This is a genomic window from Microvirga sp. P4_A5 (assembly GCF_056402495.1).
Genome location: NZ_JBFUHH010000002.1, coordinates 51,604 through 66,394 on the forward strand (window position 1 = coordinate 51,604; position 14,791 = coordinate 66,394).

At 63.9% G+C, this 14,791-nt stretch carries 15 protein-coding genes; 7 read left to right on the forward strand and 8 right to left on the reverse strand.

The features are described from left to right. Positions 1-15 precede the first annotated feature (15 nt). Positions 16-1,041 (reverse strand): zinc-dependent alcohol dehydrogenase family protein, encoded by a 1,026-nt coding sequence (locus tag AC1DVM_RS01595; RefSeq protein WP_477251442.1) that lies wholly within the window; start codon positions 1,039-1,041, stop codon positions 16-18. A gap of 228 nt (positions 1,042-1,269) precedes the next feature. On the opposite strand from AC1DVM_RS01595, the gene AC1DVM_RS01600 reads away from it, so the two are divergent. The 5 genes from AC1DVM_RS01600 (at position 1,270) to AC1DVM_RS01620 (ending at position 4,417) form a co-directional block, all read left to right on the forward strand. Continuing rightward, a complete protein-coding gene (locus AC1DVM_RS01600; RefSeq protein ID WP_477251444.1) occupies positions 1,270-1,641 on the forward strand; it encodes an ArsR/SmtB family transcription factor in 372 nt (123 codons plus the stop codon). Positions 1,642-1,651: 10 nt separating this feature from the next. Continuing rightward, entirely contained in the window at positions 1,652-2,077 is a 426-nt protein-coding gene (locus AC1DVM_RS01605) for a YeeE/YedE family protein (RefSeq protein ID WP_477251445.1), read from the forward strand. A gap of 3 nt (positions 2,078-2,080) precedes the next feature. After that, positions 2,081-2,533, forward strand: a complete 453-nt coding sequence (locus AC1DVM_RS01610) for a DUF6691 family protein (protein ID WP_477251446.1) — start codon at positions 2,081-2,083, stop codon at positions 2,531-2,533. A 27-nt stretch (positions 2,534-2,560) separates the two neighbouring features. Further along, the gene (locus AC1DVM_RS01615) at positions 2,561-3,469 is read left to right on the forward strand and encodes an MBL fold metallo-hydrolase (RefSeq protein WP_477251448.1); all 909 of its coding nucleotides are present in this window, start codon (positions 2,561-2,563) and stop codon (positions 3,467-3,469) included. Between the two features lie 99 nt (positions 3,470-3,568). Then, positions 3,569-4,417 carry a universal stress protein gene (locus AC1DVM_RS01620; protein WP_477251450.1) on the forward strand — a complete coding sequence of 283 codons (849 nt, stop codon included), beginning with the start codon at positions 3,569-3,571 and terminating at the stop codon, positions 4,415-4,417. Positions 4,418-4,475: 58 nt separating this feature from the next. Here AC1DVM_RS01620 and AC1DVM_RS01625 read toward each other — a convergent pair whose 3' ends face one another. After that, positions 4,476-5,021 (reverse strand): pyridoxamine 5'-phosphate oxidase family protein, encoded by a 546-nt coding sequence (locus AC1DVM_RS01625; RefSeq protein ID WP_477251452.1) that lies wholly within the window; start codon positions 5,019-5,021, stop codon positions 4,476-4,478. A 238-nt stretch (positions 5,022-5,259) separates the two neighbouring features. On the opposite strand from AC1DVM_RS01625, the gene AC1DVM_RS01630 reads away from it, so the two are divergent. Further along, on the forward strand, positions 5,260-5,748 hold the full coding sequence (locus AC1DVM_RS01630; protein ID WP_477251454.1) for a hemerythrin domain-containing protein: 489 nt from the start codon (positions 5,260-5,262) through the stop codon (positions 5,746-5,748). Between the two features lie 17 nt (positions 5,749-5,765). On the opposite strand, the gene AC1DVM_RS01635 is transcribed toward AC1DVM_RS01630, so the two are convergent. Together AC1DVM_RS01635 and AC1DVM_RS01640 are read right to left on the reverse strand one after the other, a co-directional pair. Next, positions 5,766-8,063, reverse strand: a complete 2,298-nt coding sequence (locus tag AC1DVM_RS01635; protein WP_477251455.1) for a PAS domain S-box protein — start codon at positions 8,061-8,063, stop codon at positions 5,766-5,768. Positions 8,064-8,170: 107 nt separating this feature from the next. Continuing rightward, positions 8,171-8,920 carry a helix-turn-helix domain-containing protein gene (locus tag AC1DVM_RS01640; RefSeq protein WP_477251457.1) on the reverse strand — a complete coding sequence of 250 codons (750 nt, stop codon included), beginning with the start codon at positions 8,918-8,920 and terminating at the stop codon, positions 8,171-8,173. A 191-nt stretch (positions 8,921-9,111) separates the two neighbouring features. Here AC1DVM_RS01640 and AC1DVM_RS01645 point away from each other — a divergent pair, with 191 nt between their 5' ends. Further along, entirely contained in the window at positions 9,112-9,882 is a 771-nt protein-coding gene (locus AC1DVM_RS01645) for a response regulator (protein WP_477251459.1), read from the forward strand. A gap of 29 nt (positions 9,883-9,911) precedes the next feature. On the opposite strand, the gene gyrB is transcribed toward AC1DVM_RS01645, so the two are convergent. The 4 genes from gyrB to recF all read right to left on the reverse strand — a co-directional run bounded on the left by gyrB (position 9,912) and on the right by recF (position 14,683). Next, a complete protein-coding gene (gene gyrB / locus AC1DVM_RS01650) occupies positions 9,912-12,338 on the reverse strand; it encodes a DNA topoisomerase (ATP-hydrolyzing) subunit B (RefSeq protein WP_477251460.1) in 2,427 nt (808 codons plus the stop codon). Positions 12,339-12,475: 137 nt separating this feature from the next. Then, entirely contained in the window at positions 12,476-13,084 is a 609-nt protein-coding gene (locus AC1DVM_RS01655) for a LysE family translocator (protein ID WP_477251461.1), read from the reverse strand. Between the two features lie 59 nt (positions 13,085-13,143). Further along, positions 13,144-13,473, reverse strand: a complete 330-nt coding sequence (locus tag AC1DVM_RS01660; protein ID WP_477251463.1) for a DHCW motif cupin fold protein — start codon at positions 13,471-13,473, stop codon at positions 13,144-13,146. Positions 13,474-13,525: 52 nt separating this feature from the next. After that, positions 13,526-14,683 carry a DNA replication/repair protein RecF gene (gene recF / locus AC1DVM_RS01665; RefSeq protein WP_477251465.1) on the reverse strand — a complete coding sequence of 386 codons (1,158 nt, stop codon included), beginning with the start codon at positions 14,681-14,683 and terminating at the stop codon, positions 13,526-13,528. Positions 14,684-14,791 lie beyond the last annotated feature (108 nt).

The following is a 14,791-nucleotide window of genomic DNA, read 5'->3' on the forward strand; positions in this document are numbered from 1 at the left end:
CGAAGACTCATCGCGTCAGGGAAATGACGCGACATCGACACGCGGCAGGCGTTGCGGCGGCGGAACGAGAACGGCCGCCCCGTCGATCCGCCCGGCCCGCAGATCCGTCAGAGCGTCGTTGGCGGCCTCGAGCGGGTAGCAGGTCGTTGCGGTTCGGACATTCGCCAGCTTTGCGACGGACAGAAAGTCAACCGCGTCCTTACGGGTAAGGTTAGCCACCGACATCACGTGCCGCTCCTCCCACAAGAGCCGATACGGAAAGGACGGAATGTCGCTCATATGGATTCCTCCGCAGACCACCCGGCCACCCTTCTTCACCGCCCGCAGCGCAGTCGGCACGAGGTCGCCCACGGGCGCGAAGATGATGGCGGCATCGAGCTGCTCAGGGGGGCGCTCCTCGGAGCCGCCTGACCAGACCGCGCCGAGAGAACGCGCGAAATCCTGCGCCGCCGGATCTCCCGGACGCGTGAAGGCGAAGACGCGACGGCGTTGCCAGACGCAAACCTGCGTGATGACGTGAGCGGCCGCCCCGAAGCCGAAAATGCCGATGGTTTCGCCATCGCCCGCGGCAACAAGCGACCGCCAGCCGATGAGCCCCGCGCAGAGGAGCGGTGCCAGCGCCACCGGGTCGCCCTCATGCGGCAGGGGGACGACATAATCGGCATCGGCCACCGCGTGTGTCGCAAAGCCTCCGTCGCGCGTGTAGCCCGTGAACAACGGGGCATCGCACAGGTTTTCGCGGTTCGCCCTGCAATAGGGGCAGCGGCCGCAGGTTTTTCCGAGCCAGGAAATACCCACCCGATCCCCGATCCGCCACCGGCCGACCCCGTCCCCGATCGCATCCACGCGGCCGACGATCTCGTGTCCGGGGATGACCGGGAGATTGGCCGGAGGCAGGTCGCCGTCGATGACGTGGAGATCGGTCCTGCACACCGCGCAGGCTTCGACCGCCACGCGGATTTCGCCCGGTCGTGGCGACGGCGTCGGCCGCTCCTCGAGGATCAGAGGCGTTCGCGACCGGCGAAGGACCATAGCCTGCATGGTTCAAGGCTCCTGGCGGAACGGTCGGTTCGGTATCCGCCGATCTGTTCCCAACAGACGGGAATGTAGACCCAACCTACGACCGCCGAATTGACGAGGATCAAGACGCCGGGAGCGAAAGGGCTCTCTCTTGTGGGGCGTGCTCGGTGTTCGACCGTAACGCGCGAACCGGCCTTTGAGCGAACCCTTGACGTTAATTCAAATAATGCTAAATTAGATTTATCTTAAATGACTGATATGATAGCGCAGCCGATGATGGATCTCCCGACCTTTGAGAAACAGGCGACAGAGGTAGCCGATATCCTGCGTGCTCTCGCAAACGAGCGGCGGCTCATGATCCTGTGCAAGCTGGTCGAGTGGGGCGAGGCCAACGCGACGTCTCTTGCCGAGGCCGTGGGGCTCTCCCAATCGGCCCTGTCGCAGCATCTCGCCCGGATGCGCCAGGAGGGCATCGTCACCTTCCGGCGAGAAAGTCAGACTCTCTGGTATCGCGTTGCGGATCCGAGGATCGAGCTGCTACTCGCCTCCCTGTACGATCTGTTCTGTCGAACGGCTTCCGGCGACCGGGACCCGTCCACCCGGATGAAATCGAACGTTTGAGGAGCTTGCCTTGACTGACTTCACTCCTGTTTCGGCGCTCCTCGGCGGGCTTCTCATCGGGACCAGCGCCACCCTCTTGCTGGTGTTGACCGGCCGCATCGCGGGCATCAGCGGGATCGTCGGCGGTTTGCTCACGCCCCGCCGCGGGGATTTGGGCTGGCGGATAAGCTTCATCGCCGGATTGCTGATCGCCCCGTTCGCCTTCCGCCTCGTGGGCGGCGCCATTCCGCCCCTCGTCATCGATGTTTCCCCAGCGGTTCTGGTCCTCGCGGGTCTTCTGGTGGGGTTTGGCACGCGGTTGGGCGCGGGCTGCACGAGCGGCCATGGCGTTTGCGGGATCGGGCGCGCGTCGCCGCGTTCGCTTGTCGCCACCGGTGTCTTCATGGCGACCGCGATTGCCACCGTCTTTCTGACCCGCCACGTCCTGGGGAGTTGAGTGATGCCGTTGATCCTTTCCGCCTTCGCATCCGGTCTCATCTTTGGTCTGGGATTGATCGTCTCGCAGATGGTCAACCCCGCGAAAGTCCTCGGCTTTCTCGATGCATTCGGATCCTGGGACCCCAGTCTCGCCTTCGTGATGGGCGCCGCCGTTGCCGTATCGGCCTTGGGATATCTCGTGGCCCGTCGTCGTGGCGTCCCGGTCTTTTCACCGCGTCTGGAAATGCCGACGCGTCGTGACATCGATCCGCGCCTCGTCGCAGGGGCGGCGCTTTTCGGTATCGGATGGGGGCTCGTCGGCCTCTGCCCCGGCCCGGCCTTGACGATCCTGCCCGTGGGGCCATGGCAGGTCGCGCTGTTCGTGGCGTCCATGGTCGCCGGCATGGCCCTCTTCCGCCTCGTCCCGGCCGGGCCCGAAATGCGCGGGCTGCCGGACCTGAATGCAAGTCTCTAAACGGCATTTTGGAAAGGAGTTCTCCTCATGTCTGAATCTCCCGCCTCGGCGCTTCAGGGACGTCCGATCGTTGCCGGTTTCTATGACAAGCGCACCGGCAGCATCCAGTATGTGGTGACCGACCCCGAAACCAGGCGATGCGCCATTATCGATCCGGTTCTCGATTTCGACCCGAAATCCGGCGCGGTGGCGACGAAATCCGCCGACCAGCTTTTGGCCCATATCGAGCGCGAGGGGTATGTGCTCGAATGGATCCTCGACACACATCCGCACGCGGACCATTTCTCGGCGGCGGGATATCTCAAGGACAAGACCGGCGCGCCGACTGCGATCGGCGAGAAGGTCGTGGAGGTCCAGCGGCTGTGGAAAGGCATCTACCATCTCGCCGAAGATTTCCGCACCGACGGCTCGCAATGGGACAAGCTGTTTGTGGATGGGGAGCGTTTCAAGATCGGCAATATGGACGCGCAGGTAATGTTTACGCCTGGCCACACGCTCGCCTCCATCGCCTATCTGGTAGGCGATGGAGCCTTCATCCACGACACGCTGTTCATGCCCGATAGCGGCACCGCCCGGGCGGATTTCCCCGGCGGGTCCGCGAAGGTCCTGTGGCACAGCATCATGCGGATCATGGCACTGCCGGACGACACACGGCTATTCACCGGTCACGATTACAGGCCCGAGGGAAGAGAGGCGCGCTGGGAAAGCACCGTCGGACAGCAGCGGGAGCACAACACCCATCTCAAGTCGGCGAAGACCGAGGACGCATTCGTCGTCTTGCGCGAGAAACGCGACAGCGAGTTGCCCATGCCGCAACTCATCCTGCACGCGTTGCAGGTGAATATTCGTGGCGGACGATTGCCCGAGCCGGAGAGCAATGGGCGGAGCTATCTCAAAATTCCCCTCGACGCGCTGCCGCGCGTCGCGTGGGACTAGCAGACCTCCCCGCTTGAGGGCGCACGGCGCAGTTTGACAATTCTCATGGCCGGAGCCGTCCGCAAGGCTAGGCTGGCCCAGACAGCATGGGGATCTCACATGATCAAGGACGTTCTGGTTCATCTGGACGGCTCGGCGCAGGACGAGGAGCGCCTCCTTTACGGCGAAGCCGTAGCGTCGATCTCGCAGGCTCATCTCACCGGACTCTTCACACACCCGCTGCCCGATATGGCGGCTCTGGTGCCATTCGACGGCGGCGCGGTGGCGGCCGATCTCGTGGCGCAGATGGACATGGAGGCGAGGCAGCTTGGGACTCGTGTGGCCGGAAAACTGGCCGACCGGTTCAGCCGTCTTTCTGTGCCCAATGAAGTGCGACGGGTTGAAGATATCGCCGATCAAATTTCCAGCGGGGTCGCCACCGAGGCGCGCTGGGCCGATGTTTTCGTCACCAGCCGGCCCTATGAGGACGATGGCGACACGCAATGGCGGCGCCTGTTCGAGGCCGTGCTGTTCGAAAGCGGCCGGGCGATTCTCGTCGTCCCGCCGGGCCGGCGACCGCCGGAGGCGCTGCGGCGCGTGCTCTTATGCTGGCGTGACACGCGGGAATCCGCCCGCGCAGTGGCGGAATCCTTGCCGATCCTCGTTCAGGCTACCCGGACCATGATCCTTGTGGTCGATCCGGATCCCGCGCTCGATGGCGCGAGAAGCGAACCCGCGGCCGATATCGCCAAACATCTCGACCGGTGCGGCGCGAGGGTCGAGGTGACCGTCGCGGCGAGCCAGGGCCACGAGGTCTCTCAGGTGATCCTGGATCACGCGGCGCGCATGTCTGCCGACCTGATCGTCATGGGCGGCTACGGCCATTCCCGCGCCCGCGAGTGGCTGATCGGCGGTGTGACGCGAGACATGCTGACCACGTCGCCGCTTCCAATCCTGATCGCCCACTAGCAGCTTTCGCAGCTTGCCGAGTCTGCGCTACGGAGAAAAGCCGAATTGTCGGTGTTGATCAGCGCACGGTCGTTCTTGTCCACGCCGGTGGATCGCTGGCCGGGAAGGATTCGAGATCGGCTTCTTCGACCGCGTCGGCGCTCTGGTCCGGTTCGAGCAAGGTCACGACATCCTCGTGGCCGAATCCCTGCCGATAATCCAGCGCCGAGATCACCTCGAGCATTACCCGGAACAGAGCGATATCCTGGTCGTCCGGCGGCACGTATTCGGCGATCCCGGCGGGGAATTTACTCAAGAGCAGATTGCGTGCGAGCTCGATGTCCTTCGGATCCTTCAGGCGCATCGCTCGACCGGCTGCCGATATTCCGCGGATCTCACCCCAATTTTCATACGGAAGGTTCACGGTAAGAGAGACCTTGTCGCTTCGTTCGATGTTGCGGGCTTTCTGCGAAACCGCGGAGGTTCCGAAATAGAGGGTCAGATCGTCATGGGCGTAGCTGACGGTCGTCGCCTGGGGAAATCCGTCATCGCGGACGGTCGCGATGGTCATGTCCTTCGCACCGTCGAGAATGGACAGAATGTTCTGCTTCAACGAGGTATCCATCACGCACCTCCGCGCGGCCACTCCGCCGCAAGGTTGGTCCTCACTCGCCTGTCCGCAATCTACGCGTCCTCACTGATAAATTCCATCCTCAAAGGGCGCCGACGACGACCGCGAACCTCCGAGAAACGATGTTTGATTTTGCGCAATGCGGGGGGGTCGGGCAAACGATAACCCTTCTCGGTCATGTATTGCGCCGTGCAGTTTCGGCAAAAACTGTTGGCCGAAAAGGGACCTGACCATGTTCTGCGTTCCAGCTCCCCTGAAATTCGAGCACCAGGAGCTTGACCGTGAACTTGCGCAAGCCATCCGCAGAGGTGGCCGCGTAGGCATCGCGGCGAAGCGCGTGGCGGATCTTTTGCGTGCGCAGTTCGAGCGCGATGAGGAATGGACGCTTCGCCCGCTCGGCGCATTGCCCGAACTGGCTGCCGGAAATCAAGTTACCGACGCCGTGCACCTCGTCGATCTGACCATGCGCCTGAAGGAGGAACTGCCGACCATGTCCTCGGAATACGGGGTGATTCTGGCATCTCTCGACGAGCTGGCGGAGGCGGCAGCCGACGGGTCGGATAGCGACATCGAGCGAGTGGTCGGCATGCTGAAGCGCCATGCTGACATCAAGACGCACGTGCTTTATCCGGCGGCGCTGCTTGTCGGTGAATTCCTGAAGAGGCAGAGCACGATGACGACGACGCCGGCACGCTGGCCCGAGCACCGGTCGGACGCGTAACAACCTTTGGGCGGAGCCTACCCGCCATCGAATATCCCCCGCAGCGTGCGCCCAAGCTCGACGGCCGTATAGGGTTTCTTGAGCCAGCCTGCCCGGTTCGTTCTTTGACGTTTTACCAGTTCGGGTTCGGCGTAGCCCGAGGTGAGCAGCACCTTGAGCTGAGGTCTGCCGGCGCGGGCGGCGGTCGCCAGATCCGCGCCGGTCATCCCACCGGGCATCACCATGTCGGTAAAGAGAAGTTGGACTTCGGGATGTTCGTCGAGTGCTGCGAGTGCGCCGGGACCGTCGCCGGCCTCGATCACGCGATAGCCCATATCGCGCAGGCGCGCTGCCGTCATGCGCCTGACCCGCAGATCATCCTCGACCAGCAGAATGGATTCGCCCATGCCCTTGAATGACTCATCGAAGCCCTGCGGATTTTTCGCTTCCCCGCTCTCGCGTCGAACGCTCGCCTGCGGCAGATACATGCGGATGGTAGTGCCGCCGCCCGGTTCGCTCGCCAAGGCGACATGCCCGTTAGACTGCATCACAAAACCGTAAACCATAGGAAGGCCCAGCCCGCTGCCGGCACCGACGCCCTTGGTGGTGAAGAACGGCTCGAAGGCTCTCGCCAGCACGTCCTGGGCCATACCGATGCCGTTGTCGCTGACGGTGATCAGCACATATTTTCCGATGCGAGTTTCGGAATGGTGGCGCACGTAATCGGGGCCCAGTTCCGCGTTCTCCGCCGTGATGGTCAATTGTCCGCCATTCGGCATGGCGTCGCGCGCATTGATCGCAAGATTGAGGATGGCATTCTGGAGTTGGCTGGGATCGACCATCGCGGCCCACAGGTCCGTGTCGGCGTTCCCCTTGATGGTGATCGCCTCTCCGAGCGTGCGCCGCAGGAGCGGCATCATCTCGGCCAAAAGCGCGCCGATATTGGTCAGTCGCGGCTGGAGGGACTGCCGCCTGCCGAAGGCGAGGAGCCGCTCGGTCAATTGGGCGCCGTGCTCGGCGGTTTCACGCGCCTCTCTCACCAGATCGAGCTGATGTGCATCCGTCAGGCGCGCCTCGAGCATTTCGAGATTGCCCAGGATCACCGTCAGCAGATTGTTGAAATCATGCGCCACGCCGCCGGTGAGCTGGCCGATCGCCTCCATCTTCTGGGCCTGGCGAAGCTCCTGCTCGATCCTGTGAGTGGCGGTGAGGTCGCGGATGAACCCGGTGAACAAACGATAGTTGCCCATCTGCACCTCGCCGACCGCGAGTTCCATGGGAAAGACACTGCCGTCCTTACGCTGGGCGCTCACCACGCGACCGATGCCGATGATCCGCTTTTCGCCCGTTCGGAGGTAGTGTTCGAGATAACCGTCATGTTCCTCGCGATAGGGCGAGGGCGTGAGCATGCTGACGTTCTTTCCGATCACTTCGTCGGCGGTGTAGCCGAACAGAACCTCGGCGGAACGGCTGAACGATTGTATCAACCCACGCTCGCTGATGGTGATCAGCGCTTCGGGTGCGGTATCGAGAATGGAACGAAGACGCGCTTCGCGCTCACGCAAAGCCTCCTCGGCCGATTTCTGCTCCGTAAGATCGAGCGCGAAGGCGGCAAAGCTTTCACCATCGCGCGTGGCGAAAGCGGTTCTCACCGGCACGCGCACGCCATCGCGGAAAAACTCCTTGTCGGAATGTGCCGAGATCCCGGCAGCGCGCGCCTCCGCCATGGCGCGCTCATCCCCCAACAACCAATCCGGCGGCCTGATCAGGCCCGAATCGAGGTCGCGCCTGCTGCTGCCGACCAACTCCAGAAAGGCCCTGTTGGCCTCGACAACCCGGCCCCGCTCGTCGATGAAGAGTGCTCCGATCGGTAGCGCTTCCAGCATGGTCCGCAGGCGCGACTCGACCAATGACCGTCCGTCGTGCCGACCTGTCCGGCCGATGTCCTCGATGATGGACACGACGATGCGCCCCATCGACCCGTCGATAGCCACCGACGAGATCTCCCGGATCCGCACCGGAATTCCGTCTTTCCGGAGAAACCGCTTCTCGGCACGGTAGCTGGGCAGATTTCCCGAGAGGAGTTGGGAGGCGAGATCCTGAGCGCGGCGCCTGTCATCCGGGTGCGTCAGTTCAAGAATGTTCCGACCTTCAAGCTCACCCGGCGGGTAGCCAAGAATACGGCAGGCCACCGCGTTTGCATGCCTCATCGTTCCGGCCGGATCGACGAGAACGATGCCGACGGCCGCTTCCGCGAAGGCCAGCCGAAACCATTGGGCCATCGGGTGCCTTTCGGGAGCTTCGACATCCGGCGACACCGGCTCGTCTCGGGGCATGCGGAAAGGATCCAACTCGATCGGACTTCGGGAAACGGGTTCCAAAAAATCCGATCCTTCATATCATACGCCATGTCTGCCCGAAGGGGGCAGATGCGGAATTTCGTTCAGTTCAGCGGCGCGATCGAAGGAGCCCGCATCCTGTAGACGTTTGGCGATTGCGCTTCTTCCTCGCCTGTCAAAGCCTGCAAGCTCTCCACGCAGCGCAGCTCTACGCGGTTTCGTCCCTCAAGGGTGATGAGCCCACGGCGTTTGAATTTCGAAAGCGCCCGACAGACCGTCTCAATGGTCAGCCCGAGATAATCCGCAATGTCCCTGCGACTCATCGGCAGCTCGATCACGACGGGGCCGCCGTCCTGAGAGGTGCGCCGCGCGGTCGATACCAGGAAGTTGGCGACCCGCTCCTCAGCGCTGAGTTGACCCAGGAGCGTGATGAGATTGTGGGCAGACCTTATTTCCTCGTAGATCCGCGTGAGAAGCAGCCTGCCAAGTGCCGGCAATTCACGCTCCGCCTCATGCAGGCGGATCAGACTGATACGCCTCAGGCGAACCGGCGTCACAGCCTGAGCCGTGTAGAGGTAAGGACCCTGAAACGAGACCCCAAGGACCTCGCCGGCAAAGATGAAGGCCGTGACGGCACGCCGCCCGTCGGGTAAGATGCGATAGGCACGCAAGCAGCCCTCGGCGATCTGGAATGCATGGGTCGAAGGATCGCCTTCCCAAAAGACCGCCTGTCCGGCGGCGAACGTCTCCAGAGGCTGCGCGGCGAACAGGCTTTCGAGCGTTCCCGGCGCGTGTGGGCCGGAAGCCGGGTTCGGCGATCGATAAGGGAGGGTGACGAGGTTGGAGGAATACATGTTCGCAATCTCCACGAGCCGCCTCCCACATAGTAAGCTTGCAAGTGTGACGGTCGTTGCCGACATGCGTGCGAATTTGTCAGCGACCTGTAACGAATTGTAACAGCGCCTGAGTGGGCCAGGCCATGAGGCGCTTCGGTCGAGGCGTACCGCGCCTTTCCCCGGTGCAGATAATGGACGGGACACGAGAGATGGCTGAACAGGCGCATATTCTTGTCGTGGATGACGATCCCCGCGTCAGGAAAATGCTGACGAGCTACCTGAGCGACGAGGGGTTCCGCATCAGCGTTGCGGAGAACGGCTCCTGCATGCGGCGCTGTCTCGACCGCGAAAAAGTCGACCTCGTCCTCCTGGATCTCATGCTGCCACAGGAGGACGGCTTGGAGCTGGCGCGGGAAATTCGCACGCGCCCGGGCATCGGCATCATCATGGTGACGGGACGCGCGGATGTGGTCGACACCATCGTGGGTCTGGAGGTCGGGGCGGACGATTACATTGCGAAACCGTTCCACCTCCGGGAGGTACTGGCGCGCATCAAGAGTGTGCTGCGTCGCCTGCAGGCGACGCCCTCCCCCGGACGCGGAGAGACCCTCATGGGGGAGCCTGGCAAGGTGATCCGGTTCGATGGCTGGTCGCTGGATCTGGGCCGGCGCGAACTGACCGCCCCGGATGGTGCGCCAATCCCGTTGACGAGCGGCGATTTCGACTTGCTGGTGACATTCGCGGCCCATCCGGGGCGGGTCCTCGACCGGGATACCCTGATGGACCTGACACGGGGGCGCCGCTGGGATGCTCTCGACCGGTCAATCGACGCGCAGGTGGCCCGGCTTCGACACAAGATCGAACCCGAACCGAAGAAACCCAGACTGATAAAGTCCGTGCGCGGCGTCGGCTATTTGTTCAGCGGCCGCGTGGAGCATTCAGAAAGCGCGCACGCCCCCGGCCAGACCGCGAGGACCTGACCGGGCGGGTTGCCGGCCAACGGCTCGGATCAGACGTCGAGATTGGCCACGCTCAGCGCGTTCTCCTGGATGAATTCGCGGCGCGGCTCCACCACGTCCCCCATCAGTTTTACGAACAGATCGTCCGCATCGGTCACGTCCTTGACCTTCACCTGCAGCAGCGAGCGCACCTCGCGGTCGAGGGTGGTTTCCCAAAGCTGCTGGGCGGTCATCTCGCCAAGGCCCTTGTAGCGCTGGAGCTGGAGCCCCTTGCGTCCGGCGGCGAGCACCGAGGTGAAGAGCGTCAGCGGCCCGTCGATCTGCATTTCATCGCCCTTGCGGACGAGAGCCGCCGGTTTGGCATAGACGTCCTGCAGGGACTTCGAACGCTCGTCGAGCTTCTTGGCCTCCTGGCTTGCCACCAGCGACTGGTCCAGTACCGACACCTGCTTCACGCCACGCACCGTGCGTGAAAATGCATAGCCGCCCTCGCGCACCTCGCCGACCCAGCCGCGCTCGAGCTCCTCGGAGATCAGGTCGAGGCGCTGCGCGATGTAGGTTGCGGCAGCCGGACCGCGCTCGGGATCTTCGACGACGTCCGGGCGCAACGCGCCGGCGATCGCCGCCTGCTCGACCGCGCGTCGATCGTAGCGCGTATGAAGGCTCGACAGGACCTGCCGGATCAGGCGCGCCTCCTCGATCAATCCCTTGAGCTGCTCGCCCTGGAATTCCAGCCCCGATTCGAGGCGCAGCAACGCATTGTCGATGCCGGCATCGATCAGGAAGTCTTCCAGCGCCCGCTCGTCCTTAAGGTAGAGCGCCTGCTTGCCGCGCGTCGCCTTGTAGAGCGGCGGCTGGGCGATATAGAGGTGGCCGCGCTCGATCAGCTCCGGCATCTGGCGGAAGAAGAACGTCAGCAGCAGCGTGCGAATGTGCGACCCGTCCACGTCCGCGTCGGTCATGATGATGATGCGGTGGTAGCGCAGCTTGTCGGGGTTGAATTCCTCGCGTCCGATACCCGTGCCCAACGCCGTGATCAGCGTCCCGATTTCCTGGCTGCCGAGCATCTTGTCGAACCGCGCACGCTCGACGTTGAGGATCTTGCCGCGAAGGGGCAGAACCGCCTGGAAGGCGCGGTCGCGGCCCTGCTTGGCCGAGCCGCCGGCCGAATCGCCCTCGACGAGCAGAATTTCGCATTTCGACGGATCGCGCTCCTGACAATCGGCGAGCTTGCCGGGGAGCGAAGCGATGTCGAGAGCGCCCTTGCGGCGGGTCAGCTCGCGCGCCTTGCGGGCGGCTTCGCGGGCGGCCGCCGCTTCCACCACCTTGCCGACGACGGTGCGGGCCTCTGCGGGGTGCTCCTCAAGCCAGTTGTTGAGCGCCTCGTTGACGACGTTCTCGACCGCGGGTCGGACCTCCGAGGAGACGAGCTTGTCCTTGGTCTGCGAGGAGAATTTCGGGTCCGGCACCTTCACCGACACCACCGCCGTCAGGCCTTCGCGGCAATCGTCGCCCGTGAGCGAGACCTTCTCGCGCTTGGTGAGGCCGGAGGATTCGGCGTAGCCATTGACCTGGCGCGTCAGCGAGGCGCGAAAGCCCGCCAGATGCGCGCCGCCATCCCGCTGCGGAATGTTGTTGGTGAAACATAGTACCGTCTCGTGGTAGGAATTGTTCCACCACAGCGCCACCTCCACGCCAATCCCGTCGCGCTCGGCGCGGATGACCACCGGCTCGTGGATCAAAGGGGTTTTGGCGCGGTCGATGTAGCGCACGAAGGCCTCGATTCCGCCCTCGTACATGAGCTCTTCGCTCTTGCGTTCGGCATGGCGGTTATCCGACAGGATGATGCGCACGCCCGAATTCAGGAACGCGAGTTCCCGCAGCCGATGCTCCAGGGTGTCGTAATCGTACTCGACCATCGTGAACGTATCGGTCGAGGCCAAAAAGGTGACTTCCGTGCCCTGCCGGCCCTGGGCATCGCCCACCACCGCGAGGGGCGCCACGGCCTCGCCATGGCGGAATTCCATGGCGTGTTCCTTGCCGTTACGGAAAATGCGGAGCTGGAGCCGGCTCGACAGGGCGTTGACCACCGAGACGCCGACGCCATGCAGGCCGCCCGAGACCTTGTAGGAATTCTGGTCGAATTTCCCGCCCGCATGGAGCTGGGTCATGATGACCTCGGCGGCCGAGATGCCCTCTCCGGTGTGGATGTCCACCGGAATGCCGCGACCGTTATCGGTCACCGTGACCGACCCGTCGGCGTTCAGCGTGACCGTGACCTTGGTGGCGTGACCCGCGAGCGCCTCGTCGATGGCGTTGTCCACCACCTCGTAGACCATGTGGTGGAGGCCCGAACCGTCATCCGTGTCACCGATATACATGCCGGGACGCTTGCGGACCGCATCGAGGCCCTTGAGGACCTTGATGGAATCAGCCCCATAGGCATCGACGTTCATGTGTGCAGCAGGTTCGGCCATTGAGAGTCCTTGTGGAGCGCGGGGGAACCCATGCGCTCTCGGTCTTTGATTCGTGAGATCAACTATTTAGTCACAGTTTGTTGAAATTTCATCCCCACGCGTGTACGCGCGCGTGAAATGGGCGGGAAAACTGCGGCTTATCGGGCCGCCGCCGCGGCGCCGGCCATGACCCCGCCGGTGCCCCGATTGAGCGCCCGGATCGCCTTCGCGCTGGTAAAGAGCCGCCGGGCCCGAAGCGCCAGCAGGATATAGGCGCCGAACACCAGAGCCAGGACCGACAGCGCCGCGCCCGCCAGTTCGGCGAAGCCCAGCCATGTGACCCGGCTCAGGTCCACGAAGGTCGGCAGCAAGGCGAGGTAAAACACCATGACCTTCGGGTTCCCCATGGTCACGGCCAGCCCGCCCAGGAAGAGCCTCGCTGGATGCTCGTAGACTCTGTTGGCTTCGACATCCCGCACGACCACGGGAGCGCTCCAGAGCTTCCACGCAAGGTAGAGCAGATACGCTATGCCGAGCCATTTGATGACGAGGAAGATATTCTGGAACGCGTGGGCCAGGGCCGCGAGCCCCACCACCGCGAAAGCAAGCCAGACCACGTCGCCGATCGCGACCCCCGCCGTGAACGCCACCGCGCCCGACGTGCCCCGCCCGAGAACCCGCGCGACGATCGCGGCGATCCCCGGACCAGGGGACGCGGCGGCGATGAAAAGCGCGGTCGAAAACACGATGAGGCCGGCGATGTCCATGATCGTCCTCCTGGCGGAATTCTTACATGAGGATCGGGTCGAATGGGAGGCGGAGGCGGCTAATCGACGATGAAGAGCTTTGCGCCCCGTTCCGTCCGCGATCGATGCGGCTCTGCCTCATCGGCCACCTGATAGCTCTGCCCGGCGCCCAGCACGAAAACCCGTCCATCCTCGAGTTCGGTCACCAACTCGCCTTCGAGAACGAACAGGATGTGCCCCTTGCTGCACCAGTGATCGGCCACATAGCCGGGGGAATATTCCACCATCCGGACTCGGATATCGCCGAATTGCCGGGTGCGCCAGAGCGCATGCCCCGTATCGCCGGAATGGCGCGTCTCTTCGACAACCGCCCAATCCGTCGTGCCGAAGGGAATATTGGACATCTTCATGGGAGCTTCGTAGGTGGGCCGGCTCCCCCGCGCAAGGGCGGATACGAGCGGATTACGCCTCATCCCGACGCACGCGGCCGGGGCTGACATGGAGGAGATCGGCCCGCCCGGCGAGATCGGCGAAAAGCCCTGGATCGGCTCCGGTCATCCAGACCTGGCCGCCCAGCGTCTCCAGCGTGTCGAACAGGCCGGCGCGGCGGCGCGGGTCGAGATGGGCCGCGACCTCGTCGAGCAGAATGAAGGGTGCGAGCCCGGTCATGCTTCCCACGAGCTGCGCGTGGGCCAACACCAGCCCTATCAGCAAGGCCTTCTGCTCCCCCGTGGAGGCGAGATTGGCCGCGATATCCTTCGGCCCGTGGCGCACCAGCATGTCGGTCGCCTGCGGCCCCACCAGGGTGCGGCCGGCAGCCCTGTCGCGGAAACGGTTGTCGCGCAGGATCGCCCGGTAGCGATCTTCCGCATCGACCGCGGCAAGCGTTGCCACCAGCGCATCGATATCGCCCTCGAGGCTCAGGGTCGCGAACGGAAACGGCGATTGGTCGTTTCGCGTGGACAGGATGAGCGCCCCTAGGCGCTGAACCGTCTCGCGCCGCGCGGACGCGACCGCGATGGCAAGCTCCGCCACCTCGCGCTCGATGGCATCGAGCCAAAGGCGATTATCGGGATTTTCCTCGAGCAGACGGTTGCGCGAGCGCAGGGCCCGTTCGAGCGCATTGACGCGCGCGCCATGTTCGGAATCCACCGCCAGCACAAGACGGTCGAGAAAGCGCCGACGGTCGCCCGCGGGCCCGCGAAACAGCGCATCGAGATCGGGCGTCAGCCAGACGATGCGCAGATATTCGGCGAAGGCCGAGGGCGACGGGACGCCGGCACCGTCGACCCGGCAGATCCGGGTCGTTCGCGCCTCAGGATCGGCCCGTTCGAGACCCGTCCCCAGACGGTGTTCGCCATACGCCGTATCGAGGGTCAGCGAAATCGCAAACCCGCCTGCTCCCCCGTGACGCGCCATGTCGGCGATATCGGCCCGTCGCAGGCCGCGGCCCGGCATGAAGAGCGACAGCGCTTCCAGCAAATTGGTCTTGCCCGCCCCGTTCTCGCCGACGAGAGCCACAAGCTGACGGCCCACGGCGAGATCCAGTTCCCCATAGGTGCGGAAATCCTGGAGGATCAGGCGCGTGATGAGGGCCGGGCGCGGCGCGGTTGTGAACATGACAGGCCCCCTCTTTCGATGAGCGAACCCGAAAGATCAAGCGTCCGAAGGGCGGCGACGCGCAGGCGGCTCGCCACATTCGAAAATACGAGCCGCGACAATGCTTCA

Coding starts and splice junctions, on each gene's coding strand:
- AC1DVM_RS01595 (WP_477251442.1), bottom strand. CDS start 1,041: ATGCAGGCTATGGTCCTTCGCCGGTCGCGAACGCCTCTGATCCTCGAG.
- AC1DVM_RS01600 (WP_477251444.1), top strand. CDS start 1,270: ATGACTGATATGATAGCGCAGCCGATGATGGATCTCCCGACCTTTGAG.
- AC1DVM_RS01610 (WP_477251446.1), top strand. CDS start 2,081: ATGCCGTTGATCCTTTCCGCCTTCGCATCCGGTCTCATCTTTGGTCTG.
- AC1DVM_RS01615 (WP_477251448.1), top strand. CDS start 2,561: ATGTCTGAATCTCCCGCCTCGGCGCTTCAGGGACGTCCGATCGTTGCC.
- AC1DVM_RS01620 (WP_477251450.1), top strand. CDS start 3,569: ATGATCAAGGACGTTCTGGTTCATCTGGACGGCTCGGCGCAGGACGAG.
- AC1DVM_RS01625 (WP_477251452.1), bottom strand. CDS start 5,021: ATGGATACCTCGTTGAAGCAGAACATTCTGTCCATTCTCGACGGTGCG.
- AC1DVM_RS01630 (WP_477251454.1), top strand. CDS start 5,260: ATGTTCTGCGTTCCAGCTCCCCTGAAATTCGAGCACCAGGAGCTTGAC.
- AC1DVM_RS01635 (WP_477251455.1), bottom strand. CDS start 8,063: ATGCCCCGAGACGAGCCGGTGTCGCCGGATGTCGAAGCTCCCGAAAGG.
- AC1DVM_RS01640 (WP_477251457.1), bottom strand. CDS start 8,920: ATGTATTCCTCCAACCTCGTCACCCTCCCTTATCGATCGCCGAACCCG.
- AC1DVM_RS01645 (WP_477251459.1), top strand. CDS start 9,112: ATGGCTGAACAGGCGCATATTCTTGTCGTGGATGACGATCCCCGCGTC.
- gyrB (WP_477251460.1), bottom strand. CDS start 12,338: ATGGCCGAACCTGCTGCACACATGAACGTCGATGCCTATGGGGCTGAT.
- AC1DVM_RS01655 (WP_477251461.1), bottom strand. CDS start 13,084: ATGGACATCGCCGGCCTCATCGTGTTTTCGACCGCGCTTTTCATCGCC.
- AC1DVM_RS01660 (WP_477251463.1), bottom strand. CDS start 13,473: ATGAAGATGTCCAATATTCCCTTCGGCACGACGGATTGGGCGGTTGTC.
- recF (WP_477251465.1), bottom strand. CDS start 14,683: ATGTTCACAACCGCGCCGCGCCCGGCCCTCATCACGCGCCTGATCCTC.